This is a genomic window from Exiguobacterium sp. N4-1P (genome assembly GCF_002214325.1).
This window is the reverse complement of record NZ_CP022238.1, coordinates 107,838-125,757: the sequence shown is the minus strand read 5'-3', so window position 1 is coordinate 125,757 and position 17,920 is coordinate 107,838. Positions and strand designations below refer to the sequence as shown.

At 48.2% G+C, this 17,920-nt stretch carries 20 protein-coding genes; 8 read left to right on the top strand and 12 right to left on the bottom strand.

Features of this window, described 5'->3' with window-relative positions; genetic code table 11:
• Window positions 1-25: 25 nt before the first annotated feature.
• Window positions 26-391, top strand: a complete 366-nt coding sequence (locus A0126_RS17105; RefSeq protein ID WP_088836986.1) for a cupin domain-containing protein — start codon at window positions 26-28, stop codon at window positions 389-391.
• A 120-nt stretch (window positions 392-511) separates the two neighbouring features.
• Here the strand turns inward: A0126_RS17105 and A0126_RS17100 are convergent, their stop codons facing one another.
• The 3 genes from A0126_RS17100 to A0126_RS17090 are packed head-to-tail and all read right to left on the bottom strand — an operon-like array spanning window position 512 to window position 2,971.
• Window positions 512-1,147, bottom strand: a complete 636-nt coding sequence (locus A0126_RS17100; RefSeq protein WP_088836985.1) for a histidine phosphatase family protein — start codon at window positions 1,145-1,147, stop codon at window positions 512-514.
• Window positions 1,141-1,716, bottom strand: a complete 576-nt coding sequence (locus A0126_RS17095) for a GNAT family N-acetyltransferase (protein ID WP_088836984.1) — start codon at window positions 1,714-1,716, stop codon at window positions 1,141-1,143. The genes A0126_RS17100 and A0126_RS17095 overlap by 7 nt, the downstream gene beginning before the upstream one ends.
• Window positions 1,717-1,735: 19 nt before the next feature.
• A complete protein-coding gene (locus tag A0126_RS17090; RefSeq protein ID WP_088836983.1) occupies window positions 1,736-2,971 on the bottom strand; it encodes an MDR family MFS transporter in 1,236 nt (411 codons plus the stop codon).
• Window positions 2,972-3,074: 103 nt separating this feature from the next.
• Between A0126_RS17090 and A0126_RS17085 the strand changes: the two genes are divergently transcribed.
• Both A0126_RS17085 and A0126_RS17080 read left to right on the top strand, forming a co-directional pair.
• Window positions 3,075-4,700 (top strand): ABC transporter substrate-binding protein, encoded by a 1,626-nt coding sequence (locus A0126_RS17085; RefSeq protein ID WP_088836982.1) that lies wholly within the window; start codon window positions 3,075-3,077, stop codon window positions 4,698-4,700.
• 160 nt (window positions 4,701-4,860) lie between these two features.
• Window positions 4,861-6,021, top strand: coding sequence for a globin domain-containing protein (locus A0126_RS17080; protein WP_088836981.1), 1,161 nt, complete (start codon window positions 4,861-4,863; stop codon window positions 6,019-6,021).
• Between the two features lie 87 nt (window positions 6,022-6,108).
• On the opposite strand, the gene A0126_RS17075 is transcribed toward A0126_RS17080, so the two are convergent.
• The 5 genes from A0126_RS17075 to A0126_RS17055 form a co-directional block, all read right to left on the bottom strand.
• Window positions 6,109-7,371, bottom strand: coding sequence for a PTS ascorbate transporter subunit IIC (locus A0126_RS17075; RefSeq protein ID WP_088836980.1), 1,263 nt, complete (start codon window positions 7,369-7,371; stop codon window positions 6,109-6,111).
• Window positions 7,372-7,401: 30 nt separating this feature from the next.
• Window positions 7,402-7,668 (bottom strand): PTS sugar transporter subunit IIB, encoded by a 267-nt coding sequence (locus tag A0126_RS17070; RefSeq protein ID WP_088836979.1) that lies wholly within the window; start codon window positions 7,666-7,668, stop codon window positions 7,402-7,404.
• A complete protein-coding gene (locus A0126_RS17065) occupies window positions 7,665-9,692 on the bottom strand; it encodes a BglG family transcription antiterminator (protein ID WP_088836978.1) in 2,028 nt (675 codons plus the stop codon). The genes A0126_RS17070 and A0126_RS17065 overlap by 4 nt, the downstream gene beginning before the upstream one ends.
• A 263-nt stretch (window positions 9,693-9,955) precedes the next feature.
• Complete coding sequence (locus tag A0126_RS17060; protein ID WP_088836977.1) at window positions 9,956-10,459, bottom strand: DNA topology modulation protein; 504 nt, start codon at window positions 10,457-10,459, stop codon at window positions 9,956-9,958.
• 248 nt (window positions 10,460-10,707) lie between these two features.
• Window positions 10,708-11,907, bottom strand: coding sequence for an MFS transporter (locus A0126_RS17055; RefSeq protein WP_157898473.1), 1,200 nt, complete (start codon window positions 11,905-11,907; stop codon window positions 10,708-10,710).
• Window positions 11,908-12,116: 209 nt separating this feature from the next.
• On the opposite strand from A0126_RS17055, the gene A0126_RS17050 reads away from it, so the two are divergent.
• The gene (locus tag A0126_RS17050; RefSeq protein ID WP_088836975.1) at window positions 12,117-12,419 is read left to right on the top strand and encodes a hypothetical protein; all 303 of its coding nucleotides are present in this window, start codon (window positions 12,117-12,119) and stop codon (window positions 12,417-12,419) included.
• A 520-nt stretch (window positions 12,420-12,939) separates the two neighbouring features.
• Window positions 12,940-13,461, top strand: coding sequence for a hypothetical protein (locus A0126_RS17045; RefSeq protein WP_088836974.1), 522 nt, complete (start codon window positions 12,940-12,942; stop codon window positions 13,459-13,461).
• Window positions 13,462-13,566: 105 nt separating this feature from the next.
• Here the strand turns inward: A0126_RS17045 and A0126_RS17040 are convergent, their stop codons facing one another.
• The gene (locus tag A0126_RS17040) at window positions 13,567-14,331 is read right to left on the bottom strand and encodes an SDR family NAD(P)-dependent oxidoreductase (RefSeq protein WP_088836973.1); all 765 of its coding nucleotides are present in this window, start codon (window positions 14,329-14,331) and stop codon (window positions 13,567-13,569) included.
• An 82-nt stretch (window positions 14,332-14,413) separates the two neighbouring features.
• On the opposite strand from A0126_RS17040, the gene A0126_RS17035 reads away from it, so the two are divergent.
• Window positions 14,414-14,809 (top strand): MerR family transcriptional regulator, encoded by a 396-nt coding sequence (locus A0126_RS17035; RefSeq protein ID WP_088836972.1) that lies wholly within the window; start codon window positions 14,414-14,416, stop codon window positions 14,807-14,809.
• On the opposite strand, the gene A0126_RS17030 is transcribed toward A0126_RS17035, so the two are convergent.
• Entirely contained in the window at window positions 14,806-15,882 is a 1,077-nt protein-coding gene (locus A0126_RS17030; protein WP_239456878.1) for a threonine aldolase family protein, read from the bottom strand. The genes A0126_RS17035 and A0126_RS17030 overlap by 4 nt on opposite strands.
• Window positions 15,883-16,009: 127 nt before the next feature.
• Here A0126_RS17030 and A0126_RS17025 point away from each other — a divergent pair, with 127 nt between their 5' ends.
• Together A0126_RS17025 and A0126_RS17020 are read left to right on the top strand one after the other, a co-directional pair.
• Window positions 16,010-16,681, top strand: coding sequence for a hypothetical protein (locus A0126_RS17025; protein ID WP_088836970.1), 672 nt, complete (start codon window positions 16,010-16,012; stop codon window positions 16,679-16,681).
• A gap of 200 nt (window positions 16,682-16,881) precedes the next feature.
• Window positions 16,882-17,178, top strand: a complete 297-nt coding sequence (locus A0126_RS17020) for a hypothetical protein (protein WP_088836969.1) — start codon at window positions 16,882-16,884, stop codon at window positions 17,176-17,178.
• Window positions 17,179-17,241: 63 nt separating this feature from the next.
• Here the strand turns inward: A0126_RS17020 and A0126_RS19650 are convergent, their stop codons facing one another.
• Complete coding sequence (locus tag A0126_RS19650) at window positions 17,242-17,550, bottom strand: GGDEF domain-containing protein (protein ID WP_239456904.1); 309 nt, start codon at window positions 17,548-17,550, stop codon at window positions 17,242-17,244.
• 17 nt (window positions 17,551-17,567) lie between these two features.
• A complete protein-coding gene (locus A0126_RS19645; protein WP_239456877.1) occupies window positions 17,568-17,813 on the bottom strand; it encodes a hypothetical protein in 246 nt (81 codons plus the stop codon).
• Window positions 17,814-17,920: the final 107 nt, after the last annotated feature.

Below are 17,920 nucleotides of genomic sequence, written 5' to 3'. Positions count from 1 at the left end.
GCAAACAATGCATCGGGGGGATTATATGAAACTTTATCGATTCACAAAAGAGACCGGGAAAAAAATCACAAAATTCGACTCTGATTTTGTGATGTCGCGGATCACGCAGACAGAGAAGCCCGTTCATATAGGGTGTGTCCATTTAGATGTCACCGGGTTAATCGGTTATCATCAAGCGGTTGTTCCCCAGTTACTTTTACTTGTGAGCGGGGAAGGCTGGGTTAGAAGTGAAGACGATACATCCGTTAAAGTCCAGAGCGGTGATGCCGTGTTTTGGGATAGCGGCGAATGGCACGAAACCAGAACTGACAGCGGATTGACTGCAATCGTTATCGAAAGCGAAGAGTTGATCACGTCTTCCTTGACACCGTTAGAGCGATTACAGGTATGAAACAAACATGAGCATTGATTAAAAGAAGGCTGTCTGACAGGGAGAAAAAAGTTCCACTTCCCCTCCGTCAAACAGCCCTATTTATTAAAATTCACTTTCTTCAATGCCGATTTTTTCGAATTAACGTTCCATAACCTGTTCCTGCTGTTGGATATGGCTTATGTCTGCTTCTAGCACAATTTTAAGCTGATCCTCAACGCATTCAATAACCGACAAGGATGTATCCTTTATGAATGGAGGTGTTGACCATAACTTTTCTAGCGGTTGCTTTTTTAAAGTAGCCAATAACATTTTAATGACGACTGTGTGCGTAACAACCAGAACATCGCCTGTTTGATGTCGGCTTTTCAGTTTCTCAAAAAATGCGAGTAGACGCTGTTCTAACTCAAAAAAGTTTTCACCTGTTTCTGATGTATACAGATGTGGCGCATTCCAAAAGTTGAAATAGGCTTGCGGATAGTTCTCACTTAACACCTGTCTGTTTTGCCCTTCCCAGTCCCCAAAATGAATCTCTCTTAAATCCTCATCGATCACAAGCGGACACGTCCGTCCCTGCATCATCAATCGAGCCGTACTTAAACTCCTTTCACTCGGACTGGAATAGACCGATTGAAATGCAATAGCCTTCAGCCTTTCACCTAACTGACAGGCATTTCTTTTTCCTTTTTCAGTTAACGGTGAATCCGACCAGCCTTGCAGCTTCTGTTCTATGTTCCATTCGGTTTCGCCATGCCGCGTCAGATAAATCGTCAGCATGTTAGATCCTCCGGTACACTTCGCTTGCGTTCCGCTTCATACCGCTCCCGTGTCCACCGATACAATCGGCTCGTCACCGTCCGCCCGTCAATCCGCTCCATGACGAACGGTCGGTCGAGCACGTGGCGGAAGCCCATCTTTTCGATGACACGTTGCGATTGTCCGTTAAAATCAAAATGGGCAGACCAGACGATCTCCATCTCAAGCTCCACAAAAGCGACAGCAAGTGCCGCGTCGACGATTTCCGGCATCCGTCCCTGTCCCCAGTAATCAGGGTGCAGAACGAATCCGAACTCGACTTGTTTTTTGCCAGCCAGCGCCTCGACTGGTCGGCGCGTATGCATCCCGAAGCTGCCGATGACCTGGTCCGTCGCCCGGTCGACGATTGCATAACCATCATTCGCTTCCTGAAACATCGAAATGACGGCGCGGCTTTCGTCGATGGACGCGTGCGGTGCCCAGCCGGCGTTCGGTCCGACACGCGGATCTTTCGCATAGGCATATAAATCTTCAGCGTCACTCATGCGCCAGCGTCGTAACCGGTGCCGCTTCGTTGTCAATTCCTCCATTTTATCCACTCCTTTTGGATTACGAGACGTTTCGTTTCGTCTCGACGACTTCTTTCATGTAAAGACCCGAATACGCTAAGACCAATCCGAGGAAGACAATCAATCCGATATAGATACTCATCATGAACGGGGCTAGGACCGCTCCGAGGATGATCGTCGAGCGTGAAATCAAGTCGGCCCCGGCGTGGGAAGTGCCGGCAAAGGCCGAATAGGCGCCGCGTTTATCTTCCGGCATCATGTTCGCTTTTTCAGCGTTTAACGTCGGGGAATACAACAATTCCCCGATCGTCGCGATGAAGATGAACGTCAACAGGACGGTCATCGAATTCGCACTCGTGACGGTCATGTAGCCGATCAGGTATAACGTTAGTCCGGCGACAAGCGTCTTCCGGCTTGAAAAACGGTTGGCGAGCCGTTGGATGAAAAACGTCAGACAAACAACGAGAATCGTATTCTCGATGCTGATCAGACTGACCATCCGGACGCCGTTGACGAGGAGATTGCCGACTTCGACGGTCTTGAACTCGTCCGCCAGCCGGACGGCGACGTAACTGCCCATCGAAAACTCGGCGGCGAGGATACACATCGAACCGAGGACGACCTTGACGAACGGGCGGTCGCGCCAGGCGATCCGGTAACTGTTCGTGATGTCGGTCAGGACGGACCGGAACGGCTGCTTCCGCCAGACGTGTTTCGATTCGTCGAGCAGGAAGTGATACGCGACCGGTAAGAGAAGCGACGTACACGTCAATAAGCTGAACAGGAACAGTTTGTTGCTGACGTAGAGCCAGCCTCCGAGTGCCGTCCCGAGTGCAATCGAGAGATTGATCAACCAGTAATCAATCGCATAGACAGCCCGCCGATTGTCCGGCGTCGTCGCGTCAATGATGATCGCCCCCATCGCCGGTCGCCCGATGTTACTCGTGACGGTAAAGATGGCGTAGGCAATCGTGAAGGCAATCATCTGATTGACGGCGAGACTGATCGTCATCGCAAGGAACATCAAGCCGGTCGCTGTCGTCGAGAGGACGAGCAACCGTTTTCTCGGGAAGCGGTCGGCGAGGTAACCGCCAATCAATCCGATGAAGAAACTTAAAAAAACAGTGCTGATTAAAAACAATCCGGCAACGACTTTATTAAAGGCATCGACGAACAATAAGGCCATAAACGGCATGATGGCGAATGACACCGTCCGGTTAAAAAAAGATGTTACGAGTCTGACTTTAATTGGTTTAGGTATATCTTTCCATTTCATATTGTCACCTTCCATTCTCTACCTGTATGATAAACAAGACAGATTGATTGAAAAATGGACATCTTCATAAATTAATGTCCCCTTTTAAAGGAAGGAGCAACTGATGGAAACTTATCTCTTTACGTTATGGAAAACCTGTCGCGACGGACACTATACGATCCAGCACCTCGCCGATACGGTTCATTTGAGTCCGAAACAATTCAAACGTTATTTGAAGCGCTGGCAAGACGACGGTTGGCTTGATTATACGAGTGGTCAAGGGCGGGGACATTTGTCGGAGCTCGTCTGGTTGCGGCACGTCGAGCGCGAACTGGCCCGTCAGCTGCTCGAGCGGATCGACCGGGAATCGATTGACGCCGTGACGGAACAGCTCAGTTGGGACTGGTCCCCTGCTCAGACCGGGCGGTTCATGCGGCGGCTCGAACAAAAATTTGGTTATGTCCAAACGGCATCCGACGCTTTACTCATTCCGCGGAAACGGCCCTTCTTGACGGCTCATCCGCTCGAAGCAGCCGATATCCATAGTGCCCACCTGGTCCAAAATGTCTTTAACCGCTTGTTTTGGATTGATGAAGACGGTCTGCTTAAAGGGGAACTTGCCCATCACTATGCTTGGCAAGGCAACACCTTGTCGCTTTATTTACGAAAAGACGTCCGCTTCCACGACGGTTCACTGATGACGAGTAAAGATGTCACAAAAAGTTTACGCGCCTTGATCGCCTTCCCTGCTTACGCCTGGTCGTATCGCCACATTGAACAGATTAAATCGAACGGACCGTACCGGGTCGACCTGATTCTTGATCAGCAACGGAACTCGCTTTTACCGAAGCTTGCGACACTCCACACGAGCATTCATAAAGAAGGCGTCGGGACCGGTCCGTTTCAGCTGACGCAACAGGATGATAAAAAAACCGTTTTACAGGCGTTCGCGAACTTTTTTGGCGTCCGGGCGTTGCTCGACCGAATCGAGTTCATCCAGATGCCGGACGCCTACGACCCGGTCTACCGGACGTCATTATCAGAAACGGGCGAAACCGGGACAATCTCCACCCAATCGGGATTCGGACTGATTTTCTTGAATCCCCGTCCGGGCGGCGTCTTCGAAAGCGCGGAGGCGCGGCACTACATCCACCGCCTGATTGCTTCCGTCCGCCCCTTCATCAGCCAGTGCAATGAACGCAGTCAACCGAACGTCCGCGGGTTTCTCGGTGAGTTTAGTCAAGAATATATCGTTCCCGATGGACCACCCGTCACGTTCGACCGGCCAATCCGGATTAAACTGACGGACTTCACGGAAAACGTCACCTACTGGTTATGTGAGATGTTCGACCGTCAGCACATCCCTTATGAATTCGTTCCGGTCGGGTTCAAAGAAAGTATTACCAATCTGCATGCCTTCGCTGACATCGATCTCGCGATCCACGCGGAAGTGTTTGAGCGCAACTTGACGGTCGCATTCCATCAGTTCTTAACGAATGAATATTCTCCGCCGGCCAAGCTGTACCGTCAGATGCCGGAGATGGACCGGCGTATCCAGCAGTACGACGATACGACGTTTGAGGACTGGATGCCGCTCCACCAGTCGTTCGAACGCTACGTCATCGACGCCTCCTATTTCATCCCGTTGTTTGATGACACGCGGCTGATTCCTTACCCGATCGAGCTGCAGAACCTCGTCATCGATTCGTTCGGTTACCTCGACTTCTCAAAACTATGGATTCCGACTTGACCGCTGACACTAGTCAACGGTTTTTGTCCGTTTCTTGACGAATCGATGGCACGTTTGTGACAAAGTTCACTTTCTTTTTTTAATCTATTATTTTATATGTTGTATTTACGGACGAAAGCTCCAATACTGTGGGAGAACGAACTGAAAAGGAAGTGGTCTTATGTTAAACGCAGCAACGATTCAACTCATCAAGTCAACCGTCCCTGTTCTTGCAGAACACGGACCAGCCATCACCCGCGTCTTTTATCAACGCCTGTTTGAACGGCACCCGGAGATGACGCACATCTTTAATCAGACGAACCAAAAAACAAACCGTCAGTCGCAAGCCCTCGCTCACGCCGTCTATGCGGCAGCCGCGAACATCGATCAACTCGACGTCTTAAAACCAACGCTCCTGCCCGTCCTACATAAACACCGGAGCCTGCAAATCAAACCGGAGATGTACCCGATCGTCGGGACAGAACTGTTGCGCGCGATTGAAGAAGTCCTAGGCGACGCAGCAACCCCGGCAATCATCGATGCCTGGGGTCTCGCCTATCAGGAAATCGCTGATATGTTTATGACGCTTGAAGCCGAACTTTATGCACAAGACGAACAGGCAAAAGGCTTCACGGGATATCAGACATTCACGGTGACGGCAATCACGCAGGAAGCTTCGGATATCAAGTCGTTTACCCTGCAGCCGGCACATGCGTTGACGTTACCGGCCTTCACGCCGGGACAATACGTGACGCTCCGAATCAAAACACCGGCAGGACTGTGGCAAAACCGTCAGTACAGCTTAATCAATCGTCCAGGTGATGCGTTTTACACGATTGCCGTTAAACGCGACGGAAGCGTGTCGAAGCAATTGCATGACGCAACAAACATCGGCGATACGGTCCTGCTCAGTGCACCGGCTGGCAATTTTGCGTTACCGGCTGGTCAAGCACCCGTCGTCCTGTTCGCTGGCGGGATTGGTCTGACACCATTGCTCGCGATTGCCGATGCAGCGCTTGCGGCAAGTCGGTCCGTCACGCTCCACGTCGCGATTCAAGATGACCGCGACCGCGCCTTTTTGACGCACCTTGCAAGCCTGGAAACTGCCGGCGCAACGGTCATCCGCTATGCGGAACGGCATCCACAAACAGGGACGACTTCCGGTCGATTGACGGAAGAAATCATTCAAAACGTCGACAAATCCGCGATTGCTTTCGTCTGCGGACCGGAAGCGATGATTCGGTTCGTCGCGTCGAACTGGCAAGGTGCGACAGAGCAACTGCATTACGAAGTTTTCGGACCGGTGCTTGCGTTTGAGGCGGAAGCGGTTGGAGCGAAATAACGCTATGATTGGTTAAATTACAAAAAGCCTTATTTCCGTTTGGAAATAAGGCTTTTTGAAGTAATCGTATGAACCCTTCACCCTAACTTAACTAAACAATGAAACAATCCAACTGATGATGATACCGACTATCGCAAAATCGGAGTCGCCAAACGTCGTCCCTTCAAATCCTAAGTTACCGAGCAACGGAAGAAGAAGCGCTGGGAGAAAACTGATTAAAATTCCGTTCGCAAACGAACCGAGCATCGCTCCTCTTCGCCCACCTGTCGCGTTTCCGAAGACACCTGCTGCTGCCCCAGTAAAAAAGTGTGGTACGAGTCCAGGGACGATGATCGCTAATCCGAATAATGGTAGGAAGAACATTGAGATCAAACCAGCCGCGAAACTAATCAAGAAACCGATAATGACAGCATTTGGCGCAAACGGAAAAACCGTCGGACAATCAAGTGCGGGCTTCGCATTCGGTACCATTTTATCCGCAATTCCTTTGAAAGCTGGCACGATTTCTGAAATCAACATCCGAACACCGGCAAGGACGATATAAACTCCCGCTGCAAAGGTAATGGCTTGAATAATCGAAAAGACAATGTAGTTCGATCCGTCAGACAGTTCTGATTCGATGAATGCCGGTCCGGCAAACAAGGCAACGACGACAAACAATAGTGTCATTGTCAACGAGACAGCAACGGACGTATCCCGTAAAAATCCGAGTTGCTTCGGTACTTTAATTTGCTCTGTCGAATGCTCTTTATTCCCGAAGTATTTACCGATCGTCCCTGAGACAAAGTACCCGAACGAACCAAAATGCCCTACCGCAAAATCATCTGACCCTGTAATTTCACGGACGTAAGGTTGGATGAGCGCCGGAAATAAAACCATACATAACCCGAGTAAAATTGAACCTACGATAACTAAAACTGCTCCACTCAAACCTGATACGGAGAGAATCGCTGCTAGTAAGCTTGCCATAAACAATGTATGATGCCCTGTCAAAAAAATGTATTTGAATGGTGTAAATCGTGCTAAGACGATATTCATGACCATCCCGAAGACCATGATCATTGCCGTTTCGACTCCGAAAGCATCTTGGGCTACTGCGACGATGGCTTCATTGTTCGGAATGACACCGCGAATACTGAACGCCTCGTCAAACATTTTACTGAAGATACCAAGAGCGGCAATAATGACACCCGCCCCTGCTCCGATGATGACGAAGCCCATGATTGTTTTTAATGTCCCTGAAACAACTGTAGCGATATCTTTCTTTTGGAGCAATAAACCAATCAAAGCAAACAATCCGAGTAAGATGGCAGGTGTCCCAAGTATATCCCGCATAATTAAATCAAGCATGTCAAAATCCCCCCTCGCCTTGATGATTGCTTACAGTTTCGTGCTAAGTTGTTCTTTAATATCTTCGATGTTCATGACATTTTCAAGAGCTACGATTTCCCGGTTTCCATCATCGAGCGCTCCAATGATGTCTTTTGCGCCTAAATAAATATCGGCTTGTTCAGTTCGTGCTGTTGATAAGTCCGTATGCGACACATCTGCCTCTTTCCCCATCTGGTCGAGTGCTTTCTTAACGTTTAACTCCATGATGAAGCTTGACCCTAACCCATTCCCACATACTACTAAAATCTTTTTCATCGTTCTTCCTCCTCTGAATATTTATTAATGATAGTTAATACGTCTTCGGTCGATTGAGCTGCTAAAATATGAGCGACATCTGCCGAATTACTAAGCAACTCCGTCAATTGTGCGAGTGCCTTCAAATGCGTCGTCTGATCAATCGCAGCTAGCACAAAAAACAATCGAACCGGCTTGTTTCCAGGAAATTGCACCGGTTGTTCGAGCTTCAAAACACTCATTCCAAGTTTGGTGACACCGTCTTCCGGTCGAGCATGCGGAATAGCGACATCCGGCATCAACACGATATACGGTCCATGTATATGCACATTCTCAATCATCGTCTCAATGTAGGATTGATCGATCGAATAATCATTCACTAAAGGACGAGCCGCAAGACGCATTGCTTCTTCCCAGTCTGAGACACGCTCGTGCAGTTGCGTTCGTTTCTCACTAATCAGTTGATTCAGCATCGGTTGTCCCCCCTCATAAATCAAATTAGTTGGTTGAATCGGATGCAATAACATCCTTAATTTTTGACGTAAGACCGACTCATTACGAATCGTTCCATGTTGTTTAAACAAATCAAGAATGTCCTCTGCTTGAATGCTGGACAGATGACCGCGGTTCAAGTACCGTTGTTCAATCGTCCGTTTCAAGGTGATTTGTTCGAGACGCGTGGGTAATGTCGGAACAAGTGTGACATCAGCTAGCTGATGAACCCTGTCTTCGAGCGGTACTGTCGTAAAGATTAAATCGACGAGTGGTGCATACCGATCAATCTCACGTTGCGATGTCGGCGGCAGAAAGATAAACTCTGGAAATTGATTCTTTAAAATATGGTCGAGCATATGGGAGACGCTAATCCCACTCGGACAAACGACGATTGCTTTCATTTTTTCGTCTAAATTTTGACCTTGCCGATGCAAATGTGCAGCAAAGTGGAGCGTATAATACATCACTTCGATGTCAGGTAAAGTTCGTCCAAGTAATTGTCGGAACGGTTCGAGCGATCGTTCGACAAGGACATTCAAAACTTGATGTTCGTTTATGACGTAATGTTCTAATTCTTTTGAAGCCTCCAGCCCCGTATAGACACGTTGCATCGTCGCTTTTGAATGCAGGACCAGTTTTTCACATAAAGCTTCCTGTTCAATAATGAAGGTACAGCTGATTGACTCGAATCGACGGATGACTTCCCGCATGACATCAGACAATTTCTCTTGGACTTCTTGGTCAAGTTCTTCTTCCGTTTTCGGACCGCTTTTCATCAAGAGATCGAGTGTAATCATGAAGGAAGCATCACCTGCAAAATATTCGCCTAAAGTTGAATCCGTATTTTTTGTAAATGCCGTCTCCTGCGTGTCAAATTTAGTCGCGACCGGAAAATGTGCTCCTAATAAAATAAAGTAGGCTAATTTTTCACGATGGCTCTCGACAAACCGAAACTGACGGCTTGCTTCATACATTTCAATGTGTTGATACGCTTGTTGAAAGCGGTTCCCCCACTCATCAAGTATGGCGTCCAATAGGTGATTTTTAGTCGAGAGATGCACTAGGCGTTCAATCGACCGGTAGAGATAGAGGTACATTGTTTGCAAATGACCATTAAATCGATACCCCTCCTTGCGGGTGTACGCGAAATCTAAGCCAAATTGCACGGCGTTTTTTTTAACTGCGTTGAGACTTTCTTGAACTGTAAATTTCGAAACACCAAGTAGCTGTTGAAAATGTACCGATGATAGAAATTCTTCTTGGGTCAATGCATAGAAAATGACGAGCAATTCCCGTTCTTCATCCGATAAAATCAATTCTGTTTTTTCAAGTCTCTCAAGAAGTCCGGTCGCATGTTCAATCCGAAGCGTCGTCCCATCCATCTCCACATGGGGGAATCGATGATGCGTTAACCATTCTTGAATACGTTCTAGCTCATAATCCAGTGTTCGTTTAGAATAAGGCAGCATCGTCAATAAGAACGGGATGTTGACTTCCCTTTCGTGAACAAGCAGATGTAATATCCGCTTACTTTTTTCGTTTAATAACATAAGTAGTGGCCTCCTACAAACATAGTATAAAGGCAATCCGTCTCTTTTTTGTAAGCGGTTACGCCTGTCTTTTGTTTTAACACTTTACAAAAATCTGTTTCAAGTAAAACTACGCGCCGTAAGAGCCATAACTTAAAAAAGCCCTGTCCCGTTTGACAAAAGATGTCTCACGTTGCAAGGCTTCCTCGTTAACTATGTACGGAGTTAGTCACTAAACGCCATTTAGAACAGTCCGCTTTGTGAGTATCGCAAAACAAATCGTATCAAAGCTGATCTAAAAACGTCTGTACGTCGCGCTTCGATGATAAAATGACGACGTTTTTCTCATGTCGCACTTCGTCAAGCTGGCGTAAGACACCCGGTCGCCGCGCTTTCGGATACTGCCAGACCCACTTCAAGAACTGCCAGCTGAATTGTTCGATGCAGCCTTCCCCCATGTCCGGCCGTGTCCGGTTGCGGTACTTCAGATTACGTTTGATGACCCGGTACGCACAAACGGTCCGCGGCATGTCGAGAAAGATGACCGTATCGGCGGCGTCAAGCCGCATCCCGAGTGTTCCGCCGTAGTTTCCGTCAAGGATCCATTCCGGTTGTTCCATCAACTGCCGTTGCACCTCTATTTGCTCGTCCCGCGGGACGGCAACCCAATTCGGTTTCCAGAACAACGCATCGAGATGTGACACCTTAATCCCGGTTTGTTCATGCAATTGACGTCCGAACGTCGATTTCCCCGAACCTCCGGAACCGATGATGATGATTTTCTTCATGATTCTCCCCCTAAAATTTCGCATAAAAACAGACTGCCGGCTTACGGCAGTCCGTTCATTTCTTCATATTATTCTACTTCAATTCGTCGCCATAACAGATTCAACAACACCGTCATCCCACTAATCGGAATTAAAAATAACAATGCTATCATCATCAGACCATCCATCGTCGCTATCCCCTTTTGTTCTTCTTTTATTAAGTGTACTGCGAAAGAAAGCGCTTGCCCTCCACCTTAAGACCGATTTCCTTATCCTGCCTTGTCCTGACTGATATTACTAGCTGCGTGACGTGATGTAAGCATCAAGAATACGGCACCGACCAGTCCTGAACCGCCGAAAAGCAGAAAAACGTGTTCGATTGACAGGAAGGTCGTCATATAACCGGACAAGATATAACAGACGGCAGAACAGAGCGTCGAGACGGCGACCATCGCCGAGCGGACCCGTCCGAGCAGTAAATCCGGCGTCGTTTGCTGGAGCAGCGTCGAAAACGGAATTCCGAATAAACTGAGGGCAGCACCCAGTAAAAAGAGCGCGATGAAAGCGAGCGACACGGTATCCGTCAAACTGAGGATGATGATAAAGAGGCCTTGTAACAACACGGACAGCCGGAACAGTCGACTGTGGGCGACTTGTTTCGCGAACCGGGCATAGAGCAGCGACATGAGAATGCCACCGATGACGAGCGCGAGCTCCAGTACCGAAAAGGTTTTTGCTCCGCCAGCTACGACGTCTTTCGCGAACGGCGCGAGTAACGTATTCGCGGGTGTAATCATCCAGTTGGCGATGACGGCGAATCCTAAGATTTGCATCAGTTGCCGGTCTTGTTTTAAGTACGTCAGTCCTTCCGTCAACGCGTCGATGTACCGGTTCTGTTTCCCTTCTCCCCCGGGTGCAGCAGGCTTGATGGACAGGAGCAACAGCCACGCTGCGCCATGCAGGACGGCTTCCATCAGTAAAATCGTCTCGATGGAAAAGCTCGCAATCAGCACGCCGCCAATCAAGAGTCCGCTTAACGTCCCGATTCGGTCGAGTGTACTCAAGTAGGCATTCGCGACCGGTAGACGGTCTGCTTCGACAAGTCGGACCACGACTTTGAATGCCGTATTTCCGCCAATCGTCTGTAAAACCGTCTGAGCAATCAATAATGCAATCAACAGGACGATTGAACCGGAAAACAGTTGCAAGCCGATTGCTGTCAAAACTAATAATCCCGTCCGGAAGGCAACCGTCCCCTTGAGTAAGCGGACCGGGTCGACACGATCAATCCACGGACCACTAAAGGTCGCGACGACGAACCGTGTCAAAAAGACGGCGCCAATCAACAGGGCAAGCTGAAATGCCGTCAACCGTTCTGCACTCGTCCAGTAGATGGCGATATAGGAAATGCTCGCACCGACGACGGCCAACAAATCAGACAGATAAAAATAGCGAAACACTTTAGGCACGTCGTTTCCTCCTTGATGAGATGTAACTCGATGCTTCATTTTACACTTATTTACATATCCTGTCGAAATGTTTTTTGACTTTTACAAATTCAAGACGGGGCGACATCTGGATGTCATCTAGAAGTCAAATTGTTATGTAGTTCTTACGGGACTGTAACGAGGTTTCACCATCCCTTCCTTTATACTGAAATAGAAGGAGGTGACGATCCATGAAAATGTACACACGTATCGATCCGAACGACGAAGCAACTGAAGTTCCATCAGAAACGCGGCTTGGTTTCTATTTTTTACTGATTGTTTTACCGCTTGGTTTAGCACACTTGGTTCAATCGCTCGTTCCTTCAACGGATCAACACCACTTGTTGTCGTTATCACTACTTACGTTTTTAGCAGTTCTGTTGTTTGCGATTCTCGGACATAAACATGATCGAAACGCAAAAGCGACGTTTTTCAGCTATGCCTTATTCTTAGGTGTCAGCTTACTTTCGACGCTTGCGATTCCAATCATTTAACTTTAAAAAAACGCCATTCCTAGTTTTAGGAATGGCGTTTTCAGACTGTAGACAATCTCTGTGGAAAACGAGGAATTCATACGGGGAAGATTGCGTGTCGCGCTTTCCTGTCTCGCCTCGTCCCCCCCTGCGCCACTGCCTAAAAAGCGTCACGTTTCGTTGACTCCTACGGGGAAAAGTGCGTGTTTAACGCGACTTGCAAGAGGCAGGCAAGACCCTGCTCATTGTCCGTAAGGATCAAGGAGCAACGGCTTGCGCCTCGCCCGAGGAAAGCAACGAAAAAAACGCTTTTGTCTTCCGATAGCACGTTGTCTACAGCCTGACCATTCCTAGTTTTAGGGATGGCGTTTAAGCTGTTCATTAAGATATTATGGTTGCAACCGTTCATCGCTTTGAAAGCAGCGTAGCTCTATCTAAAAAAAATTCGCTACAGCGACGAAAATACACTTTGATTTTTTTCAGATTGAGACATTACAATCAGTAGATACTGATAGATTCACAAGAAAGGATGCGCATCCCGTTGCATGAAAGTACTCTAAAAGAACTTATGCCAAAAGGAATCGATTATATCGACAAGATGATGGTCAACCGGTTTCAGGCCATTCCCATCGATAAAGACGACGAAAAAATTGTCAATGTAATGGACGACCCTTTTATACCGCCTTATGAGACGATTTGTGGTGTTTACTGCATCTATCGGCGATCCATCCTGGATGTATTGCGTGGTCATATTATGTCGTTTGAGAGCTACGAATTTAAAACGGCATTTACTGCCGATAAATTAATTGAAGAACAGCATGTGGAAGATGTTCTCGATTTTGCAACATTTGTCGTGATCGCTTCCACGGATAAGGATGTGATCTCGCATTACTTTATCGGCGGCGACTGCGAAAAACTCAACAGCATCTTGAACGTGTGCTCTGGTTATCCTAAAGGAACGAATAAAAAAACCTTCTCTCATGCGATTCAACGCTTCAAGAAGGATATTACGATAGTCGAAAACATGGGGTATCTGGAAAATATAGTCCATGAAAAGGCATAGGCATTTGACTGACTGTCAAAAGCGAGTGTAAATCGAACCCGCTTCAACAATTAAACGCAAAACCAAGCCTCCGCATTAAAAGCGAAGGCTTGGTTTTTTACGCGTTTAGTTCGAGTTCGCGCCACCGACATACGTAAAGAGTGGTCCGCGTAGCTGGAAGGAATAATCTGCAGCATTGACGATCCCGACGATTGCATCACTTTCGAGCAATTGATCGAGGAACGTCGCCATTTCTGCCGCTGTATGATACTGCGGGACGTTTTTGCTGTAGTCGAACCCTGCCTCCCCGCGTGAGCGATCGGCGAATTCGGTTTCCGTCGCTGCCGGTGCAAGAACTTTTGCCCGCAACTTCGCACCGGATTGTTGCAATTCCTGCGCGAGGCCTTCCGTGTAGGCACTGACATAGAACTTCGTCGCACAATACGTGACCGCATTCGGAACGATCCGGTAGCCGCCGCCTGACGAGACGTTGAGGACCGTTGTCCCTTCGACGTCATGGTGGTCACGGACGTACAGACTCGTCAGGACCGTCAACGCTTCGATGTTCAAACGAAGCATCTTCTCGATTTTTCCGATTTCGATGTCTTTGACGTTGTCGAAGTCTCCGAATCCGGCGTTGTTGATCCACGTCTCGATTTCAAGGTGCTTGACGTCGTCATACAACTGATGCACGTTCGCCATCTCCGTCAAGTCGACTGAATGAAGGATGATATCAAGTTCCGGATAGGTCTTCAGTAAATCGTCCCGTAACGCTTCGAGCTGATCGCTCCGCCGGGCGACGAGGACAAGCGACTTTCCTTTTGCAGCGAGAACTTTCGCCGTCTCAAACCCAATCCCTGAACTTGCTCCTGTAATGACCGTATACTTCATCTGTTTTTCCCCATTTCGTTTTGGTATAGTGAGAGTCTACTCCTTCGAGTGAACTCTAAGTCAAGCAGAAAAGGTGATGTTGATGTATTCCATCTCAGAAGTCAGTCGATTGACTGATACGAGTGCCCACACGATTCGTTATTACGAAAAGGAAGGACTGCTGTTCCCGGACCGGACCGCAAGCGGCGTCCGGCAGTACGATGAAAAGCACATCGACTGGCTCCGGTTCGTCCTCCGCCTGCGGGCGACACACATGCCGATTGACCAAATCCGGCAGTATGTCGTGTTGTTCCGCGCTTCTTCAGACGATCACGATACGACGCTTGATCGGCTCGCCCTGCTCGAACAGCACCAAACCCTTGTCCGGGCGCAGCTTGCCGAATTACAACTGACGGAACAAATGATCACTGAAAAAATCAGCAGCTACCATCGCCTACATCCGTCCATTCCCGGGAAACAGCCTACTCAATCCCGTTAAGCTGAAAATTCTGCCGTCAAGCGGGTGATCAACTGTTCGAACGCCTCGTTTGAGACGGCGTCGAAGGCGTCACCGAAACTGATTTCCGTCGAACAGTATCCGTCGTGTTCGACGAGGTATCCGACGAGGCCAAGTCCAAGTTCATCCTGGATGTGCGCCAATCGTGCAGCGACGTCTGCCACTTCACCATTAAAGTGGAGGTGGAACATGTTTAAGACCGGAACGCGCGGTGTCGTGAAAATGTTGTCGATCGTGTTCAACCGCTCGGCGGCGTACTTTGCCTGCTCATAATAGTGCCCCATCCGGTCCTTGCGTTGCTCATAATAATAGTCGGACGAAATGACATAGGGATAGAGACTGATCAAGTCGCCGCCATAGCGCCGTTTCCAAATCCGTGCTTCTGTCGTAAACGCCTTCGGGCCGGCAAGGATCGCACCGGCAATCCCGCCGAGTCCTTTATAAAATGATAAGTAGACGCTGTCGAACAAGCTCGCGACGTCGCTTGCTAATTTGTCATAATACGGCAACAGTTCCAGCAGACGGGCACCATCAAGATGAAGACGGATTCCCTGCTCCCGGCAGTAGGCGACAATCGCTTCTAACTCGCTGAATGATGGCGCGACACCACCGAGTTCGCGGTTCGGCAGTTCGAGTAGTAGGCAGGCGATTTCCGGTAAGGCTTTGATGTCGTCTAGCGTCATCATCTTGTCCCGTTCACCGACGAGGATCGGCTCGATCGGATGAAGCTGCCGTAAGCCATCCTGTTCATGCAGCTCTAAGTGACAAAGCGGGTGGTAGGCGACGTGCCGGTTGTCCCGGTCATCGGACCAAATCCGTAACGCGATTTGCTGCGCCATCGTCCCGCTCGGGAAAAAGACGGCCGATTCATGCCCGAGCAACGCCGCGATTTTTTGTTCGAAGTCGTTGATGACCGCCCCGTTCCCGTAAATGTCACTTCCCGTATCGTCAGCGACGTTCAGCAAGGCTTCTTTTAGGACACCGACGTTCCGCTTGCCGTGTCCACTGACCTGCTGCCGCGCTGCTTGAAAACTTCTTCGTAATTCTTCCATCACAAAAAGCCCCCTATTATTTTTGTAAATAATGACTATATTTTGAAAAAACAAATAACAGACTGTACTTCTTTTGCTATACTCTTCCTAAAGATTCATCCCATTCAGGTTGAGAGAAAGGAGTAAACCGGTGCCACAGTCATTTCGTTTAAAAGTTTTTTTGTACATCAGTCTGACGTGTTTCCTTGTTTTATTTGCCCAATCCGTCCTCCCGTCCGTATATTTTTCGGCCTTATCACTTTTACATAAAACAGCTGATTCTTCGTGCGTAGCGCGTTGCGGCAATCAAGGCGATTCGTCCATCATTTCCAGTATCGAATCGTTCAACGTCGACCGTGGTGCCGTCGTCGACATCGAATCGATCACGCCGGAAAAACCGCTCTTTCGGACGAGTTTCGACTCTTCCATTTCGGCTCCACCTTATATTCTCATCTTAATCGTTCTAAGCTTCGCGACGCTCGCCTTTTTTTATTATTATATCAAGATTTACCGACCAAACCGGTTCCAACTCGCGGGGTTCGATTATGAGCATCACGTCACCGTCATCATCCAGCCGGATCATGATGTATCTTCCGAGCTGATTCGCGAACATATTCAATTTTTTAATTTTCGGCTACCGAAACATTTACAACGTTATGGTCATGAAACAATCACGGAATGGTTCAAACGAATCGGTTTCCCTTCCCCCGTCGATCCAGGTTATTTCGAGGTCCGTTACGGCAACAAATGCCAACTCAAAGTTCATCAATTTACGTTTTTCAAGCAAGCGACCGATGATTTTTTACGTAAACAACACCTCTAAACATTAACATTAACGAAGCAGGGCGTGAGCACGACTTCCGCCGCTTCGTTTTTTATTTTTCGACTGATCATCAAATTTCATTTTCTGTCGCTTTTCTGATATTTTCCGATAAAACTGGGTAATAACTACTATATAAGGCAAGCCGATTTTTTTATCCAGGTTTGGACAGGTTTTTTCGCAAGAGAGCGAGGTGAAACGGGATGATTTCAGCACAGGAAGCATACTTTATTAAAAATGGGTTGAATGAGCAATTTGAGGACCCCCGAATCGACTGCGATTTTTCTATTTTCTCGCTCGAACCATTTCAACTCCTGTTACACGTACATGATGCAGACATGGATGAACTGAGTACCGAGATCCGTTATGGGCTAAGTCGTAAAATCCGTTCACAGCTCCATCAACTCGATGCTAAACTGGGTGGAACACCGATCAACGTCGTGTTTGTGGTTTCTGCACCGTTAATCTCTGACAATTCGTACTGTGTGATTTTACATTGAATTCATTCAAAAAAGGCAACAGCTTCTGCGGAAGCTGTTGCCTTTTACGATTACGATCCATATTCAACTCGCATCGTGACGGACGAGCTGATTTTTCCCCGCTGCTTTTGCCGCATACAGTGCCATGTCGGCGCGATCAATTAAATGAATCTCCGTTAGCGCATCATCCGGCTGAACGGTTGCCATCCCTAAACTGACACTGACTTGGTACAGGGGCGCATACCGTTCATGGGGTAACTTCAAGTCGAGAATCCCTGTCCGAATCCGCTCGGCGACAAGCTCTCCTTGTGCCGATTGATCCGAGAGAACGACTGCAAATTCCTCACCGCCGTACCGGGCGACGTGTCCGAATAGTCCAGCCTGTTTCTTCAGGACACTCGCGACCTGTTTCAGACAATCTGGAATTGTTCGAAGTCTTGCTGACGTCGTTCCAGGTAAAAGCTCCGCACCGTTAATTCTTGATCGAGTAGTAAAGGAAACAATTGGGATGCTGTATTCGAAATCGGAATCGCTTCTGCAAGAATCCGGTCGTTCTCCCGCTCGATATTAGAAAATGCAGTGTAACTCCAAATACTTGTAAACATCAATGAAAACAAAGCCGTCATTAAGAACCATTGCAATGCGGAAAATTTCACGTCCAGTCAGACCTCTCTCTTTATACGCTCTCGCAAGAATCGAGAACGATTCAATTCATCACCTCTTTATCGGCATCTCGACTTCAAAGTATTAGTCTTCATCGCAC